Source organism: Peribacillus sp. NPDC056705 (assembly GCF_043656335.1).
Window position 1 is genome coordinate 75,416 of the sequence record NZ_JBHTYI010000014.1, and the last position, 16,358, is coordinate 91,773.

Below are 16,358 nucleotides of genomic sequence, written 5' to 3' on the forward strand. Positions count from 1 at the left end.
AGTAACTACGCTGCTTATACTTTTATTTTTAATGATGCCATATTTCAGTTCGATTCCTCATAGAATAAATTCATTTTTAATACCAATAACGATAATATTTTTTTTCGTAACAGATTACTTACTTGTTAAAAGAGATTTGAAGGATAAGTGATTTAATTCATATTTATATAAAAGTGAAATGAAGTTTCCTCTCGCAATTGTTGAATAAGCTTCACTTTTCTTCTTCAACTAACGGAGTGCGTTAGTTGAAGATCAGAGGTCTTTAAGGCAGCTCTTTTCTTAAGGAACTAAAGGGGAGTATAAAAGTGGCTTATCGAACCTCGATAAGCCACTTTTAAAATTAAAATAAGGAATAATTACAGAAGTTTTATTCAACTAAAGGGGCAGGCATTTTAGGTTTTATTTTTATAAATATCTTTACCAATATAGTACCTACCATTATTCTTTTTGGTTACTTCTTTCTGTACTACCATAAGAAACAAAGCAGCTCGAACTCATATAATTAATTTTCATACCGTCTCATTTGCGTCACAGTTTGTGTCAACTCACAAAAATTCTTAAAGAACCATCGGTTGCGTTAATTCATTAATGAGCTTTGACATCAGCTCTTTTCTTATGGGGCTAACAGGAGCAGGATGGTTTGAATAAGATATAAGAATGATTTTCATTTCAAATAGATGCATATCCGTTTCGAATCTATTCATTGATTCATATCCTATTAATATTAGGGAGGGGATGAATAGATGGCATCTAATGATGAATTAATTTGTCAAAAGTTTGCTAGGATTATCGGCGGCCAAGAAGGATTTGCGGGTGGAAAATGTGTGACAACCATAAATCGAAATGAAATAAAAGCAAAAATTTTAGGAAAACGTTTTAGGGTGACCTCTTCTTTCTCATTTGAATCAAGGGATAAGACTGGACAAGCATTGTGCCTAGGTAGGGTAGCACTCTTGCAAAGTGAAGTCGAGAATTTTGTTGCTTTGATTCTTAAACAAGGAATAATAGTTTCATCGATACACAATGAGTGGCTATTTGATGATCCGAATTTGATATACGTTAATATCGAAGCTGTTGATGATCCATTAGTTTTTGCAAAGAAAGTCAGAAATGCGTTAAGGAACTAACGGATTTCCCACTTGTCTGATTTTTGATGAACATAATACACGGTGAAAACCCGGTTTTGTTGAACTGATCAGTGCGTTAGCTAATGATTGGAGCTGTCTTTAAGGCGGCTTTTTCTTATGGAACCTAAGTACTAAAGGGGGATTTTTAACAAACGGTTGGAGTAAAATTTCATAAAGAATTGTTTGACTTTTCTTATAACTTTGCTTAATATTCAAGTGTTCAATAAAACACTTGAATAGATAGATGGTGATTTTACATGTTTAATGATCGCGATTTAAAAGATTTATTGTATCAAGAGTTCGCAAGAATAGGTAAAAGCCTTTCTAGTCCGAAACGATTGGAAATTCTTGATATTTTATCTCAAGGTCCAAAGTCGGTGGAGGCATTATCTCAAGCTGCTAATATGTCTGTGGCGAATGTATCTCAACATTTACAAATCCTTGCTAATTCTAGATTGGTAAAGTTTCAGAAGAAAGGGAACTACGTCATTTACGAACTGGCGGATGCAGCCATTTCGGATTTTTTAACTTCCTTGCATACATTATCAGAAAAACAGTTTGTACAGGTTCAACAAATTAAGCAGGAGTTCTTAAATGTCAATCTTGGCATGGATGGGGTTTCACTTTCAGAACTTAAAGAACGGATGGATAAAGGTGAGGTTATTTTGTTGGATGTAAGACCTATGGAGGAATATGAAGAAGCTCATATTCCTGGTGCAGTTTCTATGCCAATTGAAGAGTTAAGTGAGAAGTTTTCAACTTTGCCAACCAATTGTGATGTGGTTGCTTATTGTCGTGGTTGTTACTGTTTAATGTCAGTGGAAGCTGTTGAACTTTTAAGATCCAAAGGTTTTAATGCATTTCGTCTAGAGGAAGGTGTACATGATTGGAAATTACAGAATGATAAATGAGGTATTAACAAATGTCCAATAAAGCAATGTCCAATAAAGCATATCAATTGAACCAGAGTTATGTAGATTCTCAAGAAAAACAAAAAATGTTATACAAACGCACATTAATTATTGTAAGTATTTCTCAAATTTTTGGTGGTGCTGGGTTAGCTGCTGGAATTACGGTGGGGGCACTTCTTGCGCAACAAATGCTTGGCACAGATGCATTTGCTGGACTTCCTTCGGGTTTATTTACTTTAGGGTCTGCAGGGGCTGCTTTAATCGTAGGGAGACTTTCTCAACGTTACGGTCGTCGTACAGGTCTAACAGCCGGTTTTATGATAGGTGGACTTGGGGCAATAGGAGTCATGACTGCAGCTATAATAAATAGTGTTTTCCTTTTATTTGCTTCCCTGCTTATTTATGGTGCGGGTACAGCGACAAATTTACAAGCTCGTTACGCTGGTACGGACTTAGCGAACAATAAACAACGAGCTACTGCTATTAGTATTACAATGGTGTTTACAACATTTGGTGCAGTCGCAGGTCCGAATTTAGTGAATGTAATGGGGGACTTTGCTACATCCATTGGCATTCCATCACTTGCTGGTCCTTTCATTTTATCAGCAGCAGCATTTATCCTGGCAGGTCTTGTACTTTTTGTCATGCTTCGCCCAGACCCATTAGTGATAGCAAGAACGATAGAAGCGTCCAACCAAGAAAGAAAGGTGTTAGAACATTCGACTGATGCTGAACAAATAGCAAACAAAAGAGGAATTATTGTTGGTGCGACAATTATGGTCCTTACTCAAATCGTAATGGTGGCTATCATGACAATGACACGAGTTCATATGGGACATCATGGACATGACTTGGGTGATATAGGCCTTGTTATTGGATTTCATGTATGTGCCATGTATCTCCCGTCACTGGTTACAGGTTTCCTTGTTGATAAGTTTGGTCGTACTGCCATGGCCATTGCCTCTGGAGCCACTTTGCTTCTGGCAGGTTTGATATCAGCGATTGCACCAGGTGATTCCATGATTTTTCTAGTGATTGCTCTTTCCTTACTTGGATTAGGTTGGAATTTTGGTTTAATAAGTGGGACTGCTCTGATTGTTGATTCAACTGAAACTTCAACTCGGGCTAAAACTCAAGGTAAAGTGGATGTTTTAATTGCCTTATCAGGGGCTTCGGGCGGAGCCTTATCCGGAATGATTGTGGCTGGTTCAAGTTATACAACATTATCATTTATTGGAGGGTTATTATCTTTATTATTGATTCCAGTGGTTATCTGGTCCCGGGGAAGTAAAAAAAGGAATTTGAACTAACAGATGCTTTAGCACAATAGGCGAAATAAAAAAGTCATTTCCTAACCTATAGGAAATGGCTTTTTTTGCTAGGAATTGCTTATCATACAAAATGCCGTAGGTTTGGGTGATGCCCCTTCGATGATAAAGGCTCTTTTCGTAAAGATTGTTGTTTTTAAAACTAAACTATTTAAGGTTGATTGCAGCGCAGGTGCGAGACTCCTGCGGGAGCACCGCGGAAAGCGTGCATCTGGAGGGGAAATCAACCACACCGCTTTACTTGGTAAATAGGAACAAAGAATGCGAAAACAGCCATGATAAAAAAGGTAAAGCATGTTTTAAAAGTTTGGTCAAAACATGATTTTATATATTTAATTGAATTGTCCATGGCGAGAGTGAATTCATCGATGAATTATTTGGAGTAGCTTAAGCTTATATTCAATTGATGATCCTAACGTGTCATAACTTCACTAGAACCCAATTACCTAACAATTTGGGTGAATTGTCTGATACAAAAGTTTTTTTCCCACATAGTTTAATAAAAAGTATGACTACTCCAGCGGTGTTTGACTAATCACGGATATTTAATAAAGAACAGTATTCAACATTAGAGTATAAAACTATGCTTGTATATGAGATTGGAACATAATGAATCTGTCGTGACCTTACCCTTATTTTGGCGGAAAATACTTTTAAATATATTACAGGAGGGGTTTTCATGGAGAACGCAATAATTGTGCCTTGGGAAGAAGATGAACTTACTCATGAGTTTTTTGTTCCTGAATATATTGAAAAAATGGCACTGGAAGTTCTTGAACATTACGGTTTCTCCGTTCAGAACATGCATGTTGTTACAACAAAACCAGATAAAGGCGGCTCTATATGGAAAATGGAAACAAGTTCAGGGCCGAAGAGTTTAAAGCTTTTGCACAGAAGACCTACAAGAAGTAAATTTAGCTTGGGAGCTCAAGAATATTTAGTCAATGTTAAGGAAGCAAGAGTACCGCCTATCGTGAAAACCAAAGATGGAAATGATTATGTTGAGGCTGGAGGGAAGTTATGGTTTGTCGCTGAGTGGATCGAAACATTGGCACCTGTAACAAAAGATTTGGAAGGAGCCAAACACCTTTGTAATGCTCTCGGCGAATTCCACCTTTTAAGCAAAGGGTATGTTCCGCCTCGACAAGCTGAAGTTGCATCCAGATTATATAAATGGCCAGCGACTTATGAAAAAGTCATTAACAAAATGGATTGGTTTCGAAACATTGCCAATGCATATGAAGAAATGCCTGCAAGCCCCCACTTGCTGAATGTTTTAGATCAATTCGAAGAACAAGCAAAAAGAAGCTTGGAAAAATTAAATGAATCAAGCTATTTAGAGTTAGCACAACAAGGAAATGAATATTGGGGATTAGTGCATCAAGATTATGGCTGGTCAAATGGTCAAATGGGAGCTAATGGAATGTGGATTATTGACCTTGACGGTGTTGCTTATGACCTTCCCATTCGCGATTTGAGAAAACTGATTACCGGCACAATGGCAGATTTATATAGATGGGATGCAACTTGGGTAAGAGAAATGATCAAGTCCTATCACGAGGCAAATCCAATTTCATCGCAACTGTATGATCTCTTAATGATCGATTTATCTGGTCCAAATGAATTTTACAAGAATGTTAAAGAAGTAGTATATGAACCTGAACTATTTCTAAATGATCAAACAACAGCCATGATTCAAACAATTGTTGATACCGATCAGACAAAATGGCCAGTTTTAGAAGAAATTAAAGATGATTGGAAGGGAATAGAACAAACATGAAAATTTTAATGATTTGTACCGAAAAGCTTCCGGTTCCTCCAGTACTAGGTGGTGCCATCCAAACCTATATATCAGGCACCCTGCCATATTTAAGTAAAGTCCATGATATTACGGTTTTGGGAATTAATGACCCATCACTCCCTGATCAAGAAACGATTGATGGAAACCGTTATGTACGTGTACCAGGAAAAATATTCGAAGTATATCGAGAAGAGGTTATTAGCTATCTTCAAGCAAATCATTTCGATCTAATTCATATATTCAATCGACCTCGACTAGTCCTTCCTGTCCGAAAAGCGGCACCTAATTCAAAAATTATCCTCAGCATGCATAATGATATGTTTAATCCAGAGAAAATCAATCCCGAAGAAGCAAAAGCGGCCATTGAAGAAGTTACAAATATTGTTACTGTCAGTGATTATATAGGCAATGTCATCAAAGACTTATATCCACAAGCTTCATCAAAGATTCGCACAATCTATTCTGGTGTAGACACCAACCGATTTCTACCCGGCAGTCACTCGAAAATGCAAGGAATTCGTAATGAATTACGAAAAGCAAACGGTCTTGAAAACAAAACGGTCTTATTATTTGCAGGAAGACTATCCAATAATAAAGGCGTCGATAGGCTAATCCGGGCATTACCTGAGCTTTCAAGTAAATTTAAGGATTTAGCTTTAGTGATTGTCGGAAGTAAATGGTTCAGCCAAAATGATGTAACTGATTATGTAGCTTATGTAAGAGCATTGGCAAAAAAGCTGCCTATCCCAGTTGTTTCAACTGGTTTTGTCGCGCCTAGTGAAATACAAAATTGGTTTGCTGCCGCTGATTTATTCGTGTGTACATCAATATGGCAAGAACCGCTTGCACGTGTCCATTATGAAGCAATGGGTGCAGGGCTTCCAATCGTAACAACGGCAAGAGGCGGAAATCCAGAGGTCATTCGTATAAGAGAGAATGGGCTTGTAGTAGAGAATCCAGAAGATCCTGGATGTTTTACAGAAAAGATTACAGAAATTCTATCAAACAGATCACTAATGGAAAAAATGGGCGAACGAGGCAGGGAACTTGCCCTTGCTTTATATCAATGGGATCGAGTTGGATCTGAGATACTTGAAGTTTGGAAACAATGACTGTTTAGACCAATCAAGAGTTATATGAACATGGATTACACTATATTGGAGTTGCTTTTACTAAAAAAGACTTGTCACTGGTGCTGCAGGGATCACATTTATGTGAATAATTTCTAAAGGATGTGAAAAACGAAGTGATTGGCGAGGATACATTTGCAGGACCTGCCCCTATTCCCCCTATTTGCTAAGCAAGTTAACCTTAAAGCTCTCCAGAACCACCCCAAGTTTCAATTTTATGCAACAAATTGGTCAATGACACTCCTCCTGAAAAGCAATCTTACGAAAATCAGCCTTTATAAAAAAGCGGTTTTACGGTTTAAGGAAAAAACATTGTGCCTCACTTCGGAAAATTGTCGTAATAAACAGGATGGTCCTTGTTTAACTATTGGGGTGCGTGCTTTAGCTGAAGAACGGGGCTGACATTAATGCAGCTCTTTCTTTATGTAACTAAAGGTTCAGGTTAGCTTAACCTGGACCAAAAATATTATTGAAGCGTAATTAGATTTTGTGCCCTTAATAAACTTACAACTACTTCTTCATACAAACGATAGATTGAGCACTTTCTTCCATCTATTTAAACTGATAGAGAAGTCCTCCTTGTTTGATGCTGGGTCAATGCGTTGACACTCATACATCATACAAGAGGGCTCTTTTTCTTTCCGAAGATAATGCCGAAAATAATACTTATCATCATATGAATGATCCAGGCATTTAGTAAGCTGCTGCTCGCCATCATCCCTCAATCATGGCTATCTTACCCATCATTTGCATGATCATTCCAAAGATAATTTCACCAATGATGCCACCTATGATTCCAGTTTTAATTGCTTTATTAACCGGAAATTGCACGTTGATCACTCCTTTTTCTTTTGCATTGTTATCGTACCAGAGTGAAAAAAACAATTCTATAATGCTAATTACAAAAATCAGAATTGGACAATTTCCTATTCTTTATTGAATTCAAATTAGTTGTTAGTTAAGTTCAAAAATTAAATGGCTAATAAATAAGAGCAAGCATATAGCTTGCTCTTTCCGTAAAAATAGATTTATTTAGACTTTAGATTCTTGCCTATATATTGAACAATCTTTCTAAGCTCTGTCGATGTTGGACGACCAAATGGACTGGTTTGTTTCTGTTGATATAGTAGTTGTCCATTTTCATCCACAAGAAAATAAGCAGGTTCTCCATGAGTACCATGATCTTCATAAGGTGCATCATCACCGTGATAGAAAACATCGTAAGCTTTTAAAGCAACCAGGAATTCATCTGATAAAATCGGGAACGATAAGCTGTTCTCCAATGCCATATTCCTTAAGTTTTCTAATTTGTCCGTAGACAAAGTAATAAGATGTACATTTTTCCCTTCAAAGAAACCTTTGCTCTCTTCAAGCTCCTTCAGATCATGGACACAAACAGGGCACCAGGCGCCTCTAAAAAAAATAATTAATTTCCAGCCCTTATGTTCTTTAAGATCGGCTTCTAAAGAGAATTCCTGTCCTGAAATTTCAGGAAGTATAAAGTTTGGAACCTTTTCACTTAATTTAAAAGTAGTCATTTTGTCTCCTCCTTTTAATAAATGGATAGTGTATATATTTTCAAATGCTAAGTTACACACATTATATTATCTTAATTAGCAATTAAAATATGTAAGCTTCATTACATTGCTTGGAAATATCAAAAATCACAAGAACTCCAACCATTCACAATAGTTAATGGGGTACATCCCCATCAACTTAAGAAAGATAAACGCCCCCAAAACGAAAAAAAATGAGCTGACTTCTCATAGTATATATCTATAGAGAAAGAAAATTTTCGTTTAGGGGGTACTTCAAAACCTTAGCTTGATGGCGATGTGGAGTACCCCTTAACGTTGTATCCGCATTTTCCTGACGCTACCCCTAGTAGCGGTAATGCTTCCAAAATAAGATTTAACTAAGTTTGTCGTTTACTTTAAAGCTGTTAATAAAAAACAACGGATTATTTCATTCTGGTGATATTATTCGTATGACTTGGGAATGATAACCGTCATTGATTTCGAGGGAGTATATTCCCCTTTTGATATTAGGGGAGAAATTAGCCGCAATATATCAATAGTTGTTTTGATCCTTAATAAACAGGGAACAAGTTGGATTAAAGTGGATAAGGAGATGAGTCTATGTTTCATTACACCGTAGAAACGAATCAATCAATCGAAGAATCAATGGCAGTCTTAGAGGAAAAATTAAAAGAGGAAAAATTCGGTGTGCTTTGGCATTTTGATATCAAAGAAACTTTACAAAATAAAGGGTTTGAATTTGATCAACCCTATCATGTATTGGAAGTTTGTAACCCAAAAGAAGCGCAACGGGTATTATCAGAAAATCAAATGGTTGGCTATTTCTTGCCGTGTAAAATTGTTGTTTATGAAGATGGAGGCAAGACGAAAATAGGCATGCCGAGACCAACATCTTTAATTGAAATGGTCAGCGATTCCTCTATTAAAGGATTTGCCCAGGATATTGAAGACCGTTTAATTGCGTGTATCGACCGGGTCGTGCAATAGCATAGTGTGGCAAGAGCTGAACCCTTGGACGAGGATGGTATACTCTGTCTCAAGGGTCTTTTTTCATATATGATGTTTATTCCATCGCCTGAACAAGTTCCTCTACTCTCGGAGTTATCAAATAGAAGAAGGAAAATGGACAATTCCCGAGGTAATTGGTCATTTCATACCTTGGGATGAGTTTGTTATGAAGTTAATCGTACTGGCGAAGACGAAACTGTCCGTTTTTGGGATACAGAAAGCATGATCATAAAAAATGATGTACCCCTTAAACTATCAGCGATACTTACCTTTGAATGAGATTTACAAAGCATGGAATTAATATCCCCTCATTTCAACATCGATTACATATTATGAGAACTTAATTTACAACATACACGGCACTCATGTTCAATTAAAGGTTGAGTTAGTTCATTCATTAAGGAACAGGAAAATGAAAAAACTTTGTCGTTTTATGATTCCCCCAAACCCTGTGTAACAAGGAGGAGTTTAATTTCCAAATTTTCAAAGGTATCCTACTGATAATGTTCTGAAATAATAAGAAAAAATGCGGGAGATACCAAATGAAAAACCATAAATTTTATCAAGTGATTATCACTATTTTTATACTTGTCTTAATGGTCGATCACCCGGCCCATGCAACGGAATGGGAAGATGAAGAAGGACCAATAAGCTTTAAAATTGAGATGTTGCCTTGGGAAATCGTGAACAACATTATTCCTAATAAAACTATTTTCACCATTATTGATATTGAAACGGGTTTATCATTCAAGGTTCAGCGAAGAGCAGGCAGCCATCATGCCGATGTACAGCCACTAACCAAAGAAGATACTCAAATCATGAAGAAAATTTATAATAATAAATGGAGTTGGAATAGAAGAGCCATTATTGTATTAATCAATAATCAAATGATTGCTGCATCCATGCACGGAATGCCACATGGTGCCGGTGCTCTTCAAAACGGCTTTTCAGGTCATTTCTGTGTTCATTTCTCTGGAAGCATTACGCATCGTTTGAAAAACGAAGATCTTTCACATAAATTAATGGTATTGAAAGCGGCTGGTAAGCTTGACGATTATATACAAACGGTAAGTCCTTATGAACTTATACGTATTTTTACCATTGCCGTTAACCAAGGAAATCATAAATTATTAGCAATGACCTTATCAAATCCGGGACATCCTAAAACTGTCAATAAACTTGTTGAAGATATTACATATTTTGGAGTGGTTGAGCCTTTAAGACAACCGCCGGAACAACTAAATGGGCTATTTCTCGTGGATGTACCCGTTCAAGTAGCTATTAATAAGAAGAGAGAAGGCAAAGAAAAAAAGGTAATGCATTTTATGATCCGAAGGGAAAGTTTGACTGATCGCTGGTTCATTGATCAAGATTCGCTCCATGAAGACTTAAAATAAAGGGATACATGCAATGATTAATCCTAACTATATTAGTGTGGGGGGCATTCAAATGAGATTAACATGGATTGCCGGAATTTTACTATTCGTTCAACAAGTGAATATCTCTGAAAGCTTATCGGTAACTCAACACGGGCAAACGATTGCCACTGTCAACCGTGCTGATGTTACTATGCCCTCACTAAATGTTCCTATGATGGACTTGGATAAATACAATCGGTTTATCGAAAAACTAGATCGCCAAGTGTACCAAAAACCTGTAAATGCCACTATCGATAAATATGGTAATATGCTGCCTGGGCGGGTAGGTTATAAGCTGTACCATCAGGCGTTTAATGAGCAATTTTATTCCTTTTTGTATAGTAGTAAAGCATACAAAGTGGAAGTGCCTTTACTTGCCATTTATCCAAAAGTTGACATCGAATTGCTTGCTCAGATACGTGTGAAAAAAATAGGTGAATATAGAACCTATTTTAATCAGAACAATAAAAATCGTTCAAATAATGTCTTGCTTGCAACAAAAGCGATTAATAATTATGTCGTGTTTCCAGGAGAAACGTTTTCTTTTAACCAAGTCGTTGGCAAGAGGACAGGAGACAAAGGATATATGCTCGCTCGGGTTATAGTCGAAGGAGAGTTTTCTGAAGGGATCGGTGGAGGGATCTGTCAGGTATCATCCACCCTTTTTAACGCTATAGACAATGCAGGATTGCAAACTATTCAACGCTATTCCCATTCTAGGAGCGTTCCTTATGTTCCATCTGGCCGGGATGCTACAGTAAGCTGGGATGGTCCTGATTTTAGCTTTAAAAACAAGTACAATCAACCTATCCTCCTACGAGCTACAACACAAGGAGGAATTGTGAGCGTCGCAGTGTATTCTTCAGATATGATTAATTATGAGGCCCGAAAAGTTCCCAACGCTTCAAAACACATATCAAAAGAAATTTCGGTGTGATTAATAAGTAAACGCAAGCACGTTCTGTCGTAGACAATCCCCACTAAAAGAAAGATGCTGCCCCATTAATACAATCTTCCATTAGAGGAAAACTGTTCGTAAAAGTACACTTTTACGAGCTTTTTACTGTTGAACATGCTTTTGATTAGTTGAATAAGAGATATGTTAAAAGTTTAACTACTGTTACTAATTTATGGTACTTAATATTGACCTTTGGCTACGAGGCGGATGGGTGATGGATTTTCTTCTTGGAAAGATCACTCGGTCACATTCTGATATTGATTTAGTTACTTGGATATAGCATCATGAGCATTTGGAACAGGCGCTTGTTAATGATGGTTTTCAACTAAAGCCAGTCAGCGAGTTTCAAACCGATTTCCTCAAGAACAATGTCAATGTGAGTTTTGTATTTGTTAGGTATTCGGATAATGGCGATATAGTCGCTAACGGATTTCCAGAATGGGTATGGAGGAAAGATGCCTTGCCAATGAGACCTTATAATTTACGAGGTATATCAATGAATGTTTTAAACCCATACCAATTACTTGAAGAAAAAAAAGTTTACGAACAAGGAACAGGAAGGACACTTCGTCCAAAGGATCTTAAAAGCATGGAAATTATTCAAAAGATCATTGATGTAAATAGGTAGAAGTTAAATAAGGTTCTTATTGAGCTAACTAATGGAGGTTGCTGGGGCAGCCTTTTTATTATGGAACTAACTGGGCAGGATATTTGAACAAATATATCAAACTATAAGAATAAGGGGGAGATGAATGAAAATGAATGACGAAAAAATCAACTCGGCCAGTGGAGTAGTAATAGCTGTTAGTAAAAGTGATAAACACACATTCAGTAAGGAAAATTGCAATAGTATAAAGCTGTTGAAAGGTTTGGGCGTTGAAGGAGATGCCCATTTAGGTAAAACCGTAAAGCATCGTTCACGTGTAGCGGCTAACCCAAATCAACCTAACCTGCGGCAAGTTCACCTAATACACTCAGAATTATTAGATGAATTGAAAGATAGGTTTAATGTTAAAGCTGGTCAAATGGGTGAAAATATCACCACAAAAGGTATCGATCTGCTTGAATTACCGAAGGACTCGTTACTATATATTGGGGAAACAGCGGTTATTAAAGTAACAGGCTTACGAAATCCATGTGCCCAAATCGATCAATTTAAATCAGGACTGATGAATGCTGTCTTAGACCGGGATAAGCATGGGAACTTGATACGTAAAGCAGGAATAATGAGCATAGTTTTGGAAAGCGGTGAGGTTCACCCAGGGGACGTGGTTAGAATTCAATTACCTCCTTTACCTCATACACCTCTTGAAAGGGTATGAGGTTTTCAAAAGAGCCGTTTTTATTTTCAGTAAAACAAAACAAACTTAACTGGTTGCTATATTTCTACTAGGGGGTTGCTGAGGCAGCCTTTTTCTTATGTATTGATGAAATTAATCATTTTTAAAGAAAGTAAGCGGCAATAAAATTCTACAAGGAACCCGCTTGAATAATAGGTAAATTATGGTATTGTTAAATTGGAGGTGATTACTTGAGGAAATGTTTTCTTTTTATTAGCCTATTTATTGTTTTATCCTTTTTATCAGCCTGTTCATCAAATCCTTCTATAGAACTAGTAGATGCGAATGTTGATATTGTTAAAGATAAGAGTTTACTTGGTTCAATTGGGATAACTGAAGGAGAAAGAAAGGGAGATGAGCTGGTCCCGACAGCTTTATTTTATAAATTCTCCATTAAAAATACAGGTAATAAAACAGCTGGTATTGAAGAAGTTGATAAAGGAATTGAACTTAAGATTGAGCCTAAAGACAAACTGAGAGCGGTGTCAGAAGACGTGATAGGCTTCAATATTTATGATCCCGAAGAGTATAACGGGAGTGGTGTAGGGTTCGGTCATTCCTTTTTATCAGTTCTTAAGCCTGACGAAAAGGGTGAGTATACTCTTAACTACGATTTAGGTGTAAGTGAAGAAAATTCCCAAGTTCCACTACTTGTACCTTCAAAAGATAAATTAGATGAACTTAAGAAGCATGCATTGGATGCTTTTTTAGTTGTAACAATTGAAAATCAAGAAATAGCAAGATTTGACCTGAATAAACTTAAAAACTAACGTTAGCTAAAAATTGGAGCTGTCATTAAGATAGCTTTTTCTTTATGCGGCAAAAGGGCAAGTATAACTTAATTTACTGTTGAAATGGAGGATTATAATGGGCCAAGTAAAAGGGAAAATTGCCATTATTACGGGAGTAAGCCGGCTTAAGGGGATTGGGGCTGCTATTTGTAAGGAGTTAGCTGAAGCGGGTTACGATATATTTTTTACTTATTGGACGGCATATGATAAAAAAATGCCTTGGAGTATTGAATCAGATGAGCCCATGAAATTAAAAGAAGAATTAATAAAAAAGGGGGTTAAGGTATCATGTATGGAGTTGGATTTAACTTTATATGATGCACCTGAACAACTTATAAATGAAGTTTCTGAACAACTTGGTTATCCTGATATCTTGATTAATAACGCAGCATACTCAACTAACAATGATTTTTCAAATTTGACTGCCGAAGAATTAGATAAACATTACATGGTAAATGTTCGTGCAACGACACTATTAAGCAGTAAATTTGCTCAAAGGTTTGATAAGAAATCAGGCGGAAGAATTATCAACATTACATCAGGTCAGTCAAAAGGACCGATGCCTGGCGAATTAGCTTATGCAACAACAAAAGGAGCAGTTGATGCTCTAACCATCACTTTGTCGGCTGAACTCGCCCCTTTAGGAATAACGGTTAATGCAATAAATCCAGGTCCAACTGATACAGGTTGGATGACAGAGGAAATACAAAGTAAATTAAAACCGATGTTTCCTTTCGGCAGAATAGGAAAACCGGGGGATGTTGCAAAAACTATTAAGTTTTTAGTGAGCGTTGAAGCAGATTGGATTACAGGGCAGGTTATACATGCAGAAGGTGGATTTAAAAGGTAAATTAAACTAAATCTTCTTTGTTCAGATATCTTCAATAAAAAAAGGTTGCTGTGGCAGCCTTTTTATGTAACTTTTGTTATAGGATAATGGTGATATATTTGATGGGCAAAATATTAGGTGGAAAACTCCGAAAAGAAGGAAGTGCTAAGCGATGAATTTAGAGATGGTTATGCAGGAACTTGAAGCCCTTGGCAAGGAACGAACTAAAAAAATATACATATCCAATGGTGCGCATGAGCCGCTTTTTGGCGTGGCTACAGGCGCTATGAAACCAATCGCAAAGAAAATAAAAATAAGTCAACATTTAGCTGAAGAGCTTTATTCGACGGGGAACTACGATGCTATGTACTTTGCAGGCATTATTGCAGATCCAAAAGCCATGACTGAGTCGGATTATGATCGTTGGATGGATGCTGCGTATTTTTATATGCTGTCCGATTTTGTAGTGGCCGTAACTTTAGCAGAGTCGGATATTGCACAAGAAGTTGCTGATAAATGGATCGCAAGCGGTGAAGAGCTGAGAATGTCGGCGGGCTGGAGTTGCTACTGCTGGCTTTTAGGGAATCGGCTTGACGTTGAATTTTCAGAAAGCAAGATTTCCAATATGCTTGATAGTGTGAAGAATACGATTCACGATTCGCCAGAACGAACGAAATCCGCCATGAATAATTTTCTATACACCGTGGGGATTTCATATTTGCCGCTCCATGAAAAGGCAGTCGAGACTGCAAAGGCAATAGGAATAGTGGAAGTCAAACGGGACAAGAAAAAAAACAGTTTGCTAAATGCTTACGAAAGTATTCAAAAAGAAGTCGATAAAGGAAGGCTTGGTTTTAAACGCAAATATGTAAGATGTTAAAAAATTAGCCTCGCAATATGAATCAACTATCGTGAAAAGGTTATTACCTTCTCGATGATTTTGATTGGATACATGAAAATATCCTTCTTAAACTAATGTGTGCTTTATTTCAATAAGGAAGGTTGCCGAGGCAGCCTTTCTCTATAGGTTTAATAGAAGTTCAAGGGAGAAGAAAATGACACAATCATTGATTTTTGATATGGATGGTACATTATTTCAAACAGATAAAATTTTAGAAATATCCCTTCAAGAAACATTTGATCATTTGAGGAATTTGAGTTTATGGGAGCAAAAAACGCCCATTGAAAAATATCGAGAAATTATGGGAGTACCTTTACCAGTTGTATGGGAAACCTTATTACCTGAACATTCGAGCGAAACCAGACAACAAGCAAATGAATTATTCCACGAGAAATTAATTACTAATATTAATGTAGGCAATGGTGCTTTATATCCGTATGTAAAGGGAATTTTTGGCCATTTAAAAGATAATGATTGTGCAATATACATAGCAAGCAATGGGCAAATAGAATATTTAAATGCAATCGTAAAGTATTATCATTTAGATAATTGGGTTACGGAAACATTTAGTATACAACACATACAATCTCAAAATAAATCAGATTTAGTACATACAATAGTGAACAAATATAATGTTGAAAAAGGTGCTGTAATTGGTGATCGCTTATCAGATATTAAAGCAGCAAAAGATAATGGTTTAGTAGCGATAGGGTGTAATTTTGATTTTGCTCAAGAAAATGAGCTTGCGCAAGCAGATATCATCATTAACAGCTTAGTTGAATTGAAATCAGTTTTAGAAAAATTAAATGACAAAAGCAATGGGGGAAATAGGCAATAAGGTGAGTTGGTGAAGTTTTTTCTGTTTGCAACAATTGGGGCAGGATAGTTTAAGAAGATACATCCATCTGTATTATTGAGTGCCAGCGCATGTTATAATGAATGACTTAAGATAATTACTGTTTTTGGACGGATGCCAAGTAAAGCCTCCGCATAGCGATAAAATATGGAGGTGTAAGAGATTGAATAAACAATGGACGATTGGCAAAATTAAAGAATTTGTTGAGAACAATTCGGAAAGTAAGTTGCTAACGACGGAATATCACGGTTTTTCTCAAAAGTTACTATTTAAATGTATATGTGGTAGCAATTTTGAAAAAACGTTTACGAAGTTTAAGAATAATAAACAACGTAAATGTGAAGTGTGCCAACCGCCTAAAGCTGCACGATAACATAGTGAATAATCGAAGTGCTGATTTCTTTATGAAGTTGGCACTGTTT

General features: G+C 36.7%; 17 protein-coding genes and 1 pseudogene. 16 read left to right on the forward strand and 2 right to left on the reverse strand.

Annotated elements, in window-relative coordinates; translation table 11 throughout:
- Nucleotides 1-557 precede the first annotated feature (557 nt).
- Complete coding sequence (locus ACFRAK_RS17320; RefSeq protein ID WP_387603201.1) at nucleotides 558-704, reverse strand: hypothetical protein; 147 nt, start codon at nucleotides 702-704, stop codon at nucleotides 558-560.
- Between the two features lie 39 nt (nucleotides 705-743).
- Between ACFRAK_RS17320 and ACFRAK_RS17325 the strand changes: the two genes are divergently transcribed.
- From ACFRAK_RS17325 to ACFRAK_RS17345, 5 genes and pseudogenes are all read left to right on the forward strand, one after another.
- Nucleotides 744-1,127 (forward strand): DUF1259 domain-containing protein, encoded by a 384-nt coding sequence (locus ACFRAK_RS17325; protein ID WP_387706093.1) that lies wholly within the window; start codon nucleotides 744-746, stop codon nucleotides 1,125-1,127.
- 257 nt (nucleotides 1,128-1,384) lie between these two features.
- Complete coding sequence (locus tag ACFRAK_RS17330; protein ID WP_387603207.1) at nucleotides 1,385-2,038, forward strand: ArsR/SmtB family transcription factor; 654 nt, start codon at nucleotides 1,385-1,387, stop codon at nucleotides 2,036-2,038.
- Nucleotides 2,039-2,049: 11 nt separating this feature from the next.
- Entirely contained in the window at nucleotides 2,050-3,348 is a 1,299-nt protein-coding gene (locus ACFRAK_RS17335; RefSeq protein ID WP_394572148.1) for an MFS transporter, read from the forward strand.
- 697 nt (nucleotides 3,349-4,045) lie between these two features.
- Nucleotides 4,046-5,146, forward strand: coding sequence for a CotS family spore coat protein (locus ACFRAK_RS17340; RefSeq protein ID WP_387603212.1), 1,101 nt, complete (start codon nucleotides 4,046-4,048; stop codon nucleotides 5,144-5,146).
- Nucleotides 5,143-6,276, forward strand: a pseudogene (locus ACFRAK_RS17345) (glycosyltransferase family 4 protein); the annotation flags it as partial. The gene ACFRAK_RS17340 and the pseudogene ACFRAK_RS17345, both read left to right, overlap by 4 nt.
- A 1,049-nt stretch (nucleotides 6,277-7,325) precedes the next feature.
- Here ACFRAK_RS17345 and ACFRAK_RS17350 read toward each other — a convergent pair.
- Nucleotides 7,326-7,835 carry a peroxiredoxin family protein gene (locus ACFRAK_RS17350; RefSeq protein WP_387603215.1) on the reverse strand — a complete coding sequence of 170 codons (510 nt, stop codon included), beginning with the start codon at nucleotides 7,833-7,835 and terminating at the stop codon, nucleotides 7,326-7,328.
- A gap of 600 nt (nucleotides 7,836-8,435) precedes the next feature.
- Here ACFRAK_RS17350 and ACFRAK_RS17355 point away from each other — a divergent pair.
- The 11 genes from ACFRAK_RS17355 to ACFRAK_RS17405 all read left to right on the forward strand — a co-directional run bounded on the left by ACFRAK_RS17355 (nucleotide 8,436) and on the right by ACFRAK_RS17405 (nucleotide 16,309).
- On the forward strand, nucleotides 8,436-8,822 hold the full coding sequence (locus ACFRAK_RS17355) for a DUF302 domain-containing protein (protein WP_387603218.1): 387 nt from the start codon (nucleotides 8,436-8,438) through the stop codon (nucleotides 8,820-8,822).
- A 563-nt stretch (nucleotides 8,823-9,385) separates the two neighbouring features.
- Complete coding sequence (locus tag ACFRAK_RS17360; protein WP_387603221.1) at nucleotides 9,386-10,240, forward strand: hypothetical protein; 855 nt, start codon at nucleotides 9,386-9,388, stop codon at nucleotides 10,238-10,240.
- A gap of 52 nt (nucleotides 10,241-10,292) precedes the next feature.
- On the forward strand, nucleotides 10,293-11,198 hold the full coding sequence (locus ACFRAK_RS17365; RefSeq protein WP_387603223.1) for a VanW family protein: 906 nt from the start codon (nucleotides 10,293-10,295) through the stop codon (nucleotides 11,196-11,198).
- Between the two features lie 193 nt (nucleotides 11,199-11,391).
- Entirely contained in the window at nucleotides 11,392-11,499 is a 108-nt protein-coding gene (locus ACFRAK_RS17370) for a nucleotidyltransferase domain-containing protein (RefSeq protein WP_387603225.1), read from the forward strand.
- 12 nt (nucleotides 11,500-11,511) lie between these two features.
- Nucleotides 11,512-11,847: a hypothetical protein gene (locus tag ACFRAK_RS17375; protein ID WP_394572149.1), complete on the forward strand. Its 336-nt coding sequence runs from the start codon at nucleotides 11,512-11,514 to the stop codon at nucleotides 11,845-11,847.
- A 130-nt stretch (nucleotides 11,848-11,977) separates the two neighbouring features.
- A complete protein-coding gene (locus ACFRAK_RS17380) occupies nucleotides 11,978-12,541 on the forward strand; it encodes an MOSC domain-containing protein (RefSeq protein WP_387603715.1) in 564 nt (187 codons plus the stop codon).
- Nucleotides 12,542-12,750: 209 nt separating this feature from the next.
- Nucleotides 12,751-13,329, forward strand: coding sequence for a hypothetical protein (locus ACFRAK_RS17385; RefSeq protein ID WP_387603231.1), 579 nt, complete (start codon nucleotides 12,751-12,753; stop codon nucleotides 13,327-13,329).
- A 97-nt stretch (nucleotides 13,330-13,426) separates the two neighbouring features.
- Entirely contained in the window at nucleotides 13,427-14,200 is a 774-nt protein-coding gene (locus ACFRAK_RS17390; RefSeq protein WP_387603233.1) for an SDR family oxidoreductase, read from the forward strand.
- 151 nt (nucleotides 14,201-14,351) lie between these two features.
- The gene (locus ACFRAK_RS17395) at nucleotides 14,352-15,059 is read left to right on the forward strand and encodes a DNA alkylation repair protein (protein WP_394572150.1); all 708 of its coding nucleotides are present in this window, start codon (nucleotides 14,352-14,354) and stop codon (nucleotides 15,057-15,059) included.
- Nucleotides 15,060-15,234: 175 nt separating this feature from the next.
- Nucleotides 15,235-15,918: an HAD family hydrolase gene (locus ACFRAK_RS17400; RefSeq protein ID WP_394572151.1), complete on the forward strand. Its 684-nt coding sequence runs from the start codon at nucleotides 15,235-15,237 to the stop codon at nucleotides 15,916-15,918.
- Between the two features lie 181 nt (nucleotides 15,919-16,099).
- The gene (locus tag ACFRAK_RS17405) at nucleotides 16,100-16,309 is read left to right on the forward strand and encodes a hypothetical protein (protein WP_387603241.1); all 210 of its coding nucleotides are present in this window, start codon (nucleotides 16,100-16,102) and stop codon (nucleotides 16,307-16,309) included.
- The last annotated feature ends 49 nt before the right edge of the window (nucleotides 16,310-16,358 follow it).

What these genes read in the sequence shown, in the direction of transcription:
- ACFRAK_RS17380 (WP_387603715.1), top strand. Translation starts at nt 11,978, where the DNA reads ATGAATGACGAAAAAATCAACTCGGCCAGTGGAGTAGTAATAGCTGTT.
- ACFRAK_RS17395 (WP_394572150.1), top strand. Translation starts at nt 14,352, where the DNA reads ATGAATTTAGAGATGGTTATGCAGGAACTTGAAGCCCTTGGCAAGGAA.
- ACFRAK_RS17390 (WP_387603233.1), top strand. Translation starts at nt 13,427, where the DNA reads ATGGGCCAAGTAAAAGGGAAAATTGCCATTATTACGGGAGTAAGCCGG.
- ACFRAK_RS17325 (WP_387706093.1), top strand. Translation starts at nt 744, where the DNA reads ATGGCATCTAATGATGAATTAATTTGTCAAAAGTTTGCTAGGATTATC.
- ACFRAK_RS17365 (WP_387603223.1), top strand. Translation starts at nt 10,293, where the DNA reads ATGAGATTAACATGGATTGCCGGAATTTTACTATTCGTTCAACAAGTG.
- ACFRAK_RS17330 (WP_387603207.1), top strand. Translation starts at nt 1,385, where the DNA reads ATGTTTAATGATCGCGATTTAAAAGATTTATTGTATCAAGAGTTCGCA.
- ACFRAK_RS17350 (WP_387603215.1), bottom strand. Translation starts at nt 7,835, where the DNA reads ATGACTACTTTTAAATTAAGTGAAAAGGTTCCAAACTTTATACTTCCT.
- ACFRAK_RS17320 (WP_387603201.1), bottom strand. Translation starts at nt 704, where the DNA reads ATGAATAGATTCGAAACGGATATGCATCTATTTGAAATGAAAATCATT.
- ACFRAK_RS17370 (WP_387603225.1), top strand. Translation starts at nt 11,392, where the DNA reads ATGGTACTTAATATTGACCTTTGGCTACGAGGCGGATGGGTGATGGAT.
- ACFRAK_RS17355 (WP_387603218.1), top strand. Translation starts at nt 8,436, where the DNA reads ATGTTTCATTACACCGTAGAAACGAATCAATCAATCGAAGAATCAATG.
- ACFRAK_RS17360 (WP_387603221.1), top strand. Translation starts at nt 9,386, where the DNA reads ATGAAAAACCATAAATTTTATCAAGTGATTATCACTATTTTTATACTT.
- ACFRAK_RS17335 (WP_394572148.1), top strand. Translation starts at nt 2,050, where the DNA reads ATGTCCAATAAAGCAATGTCCAATAAAGCATATCAATTGAACCAGAGT.
- ACFRAK_RS17340 (WP_387603212.1), top strand. Translation starts at nt 4,046, where the DNA reads ATGGAGAACGCAATAATTGTGCCTTGGGAAGAAGATGAACTTACTCAT.
- ACFRAK_RS17400 (WP_394572151.1), top strand. Translation starts at nt 15,235, where the DNA reads ATGACACAATCATTGATTTTTGATATGGATGGTACATTATTTCAAACA.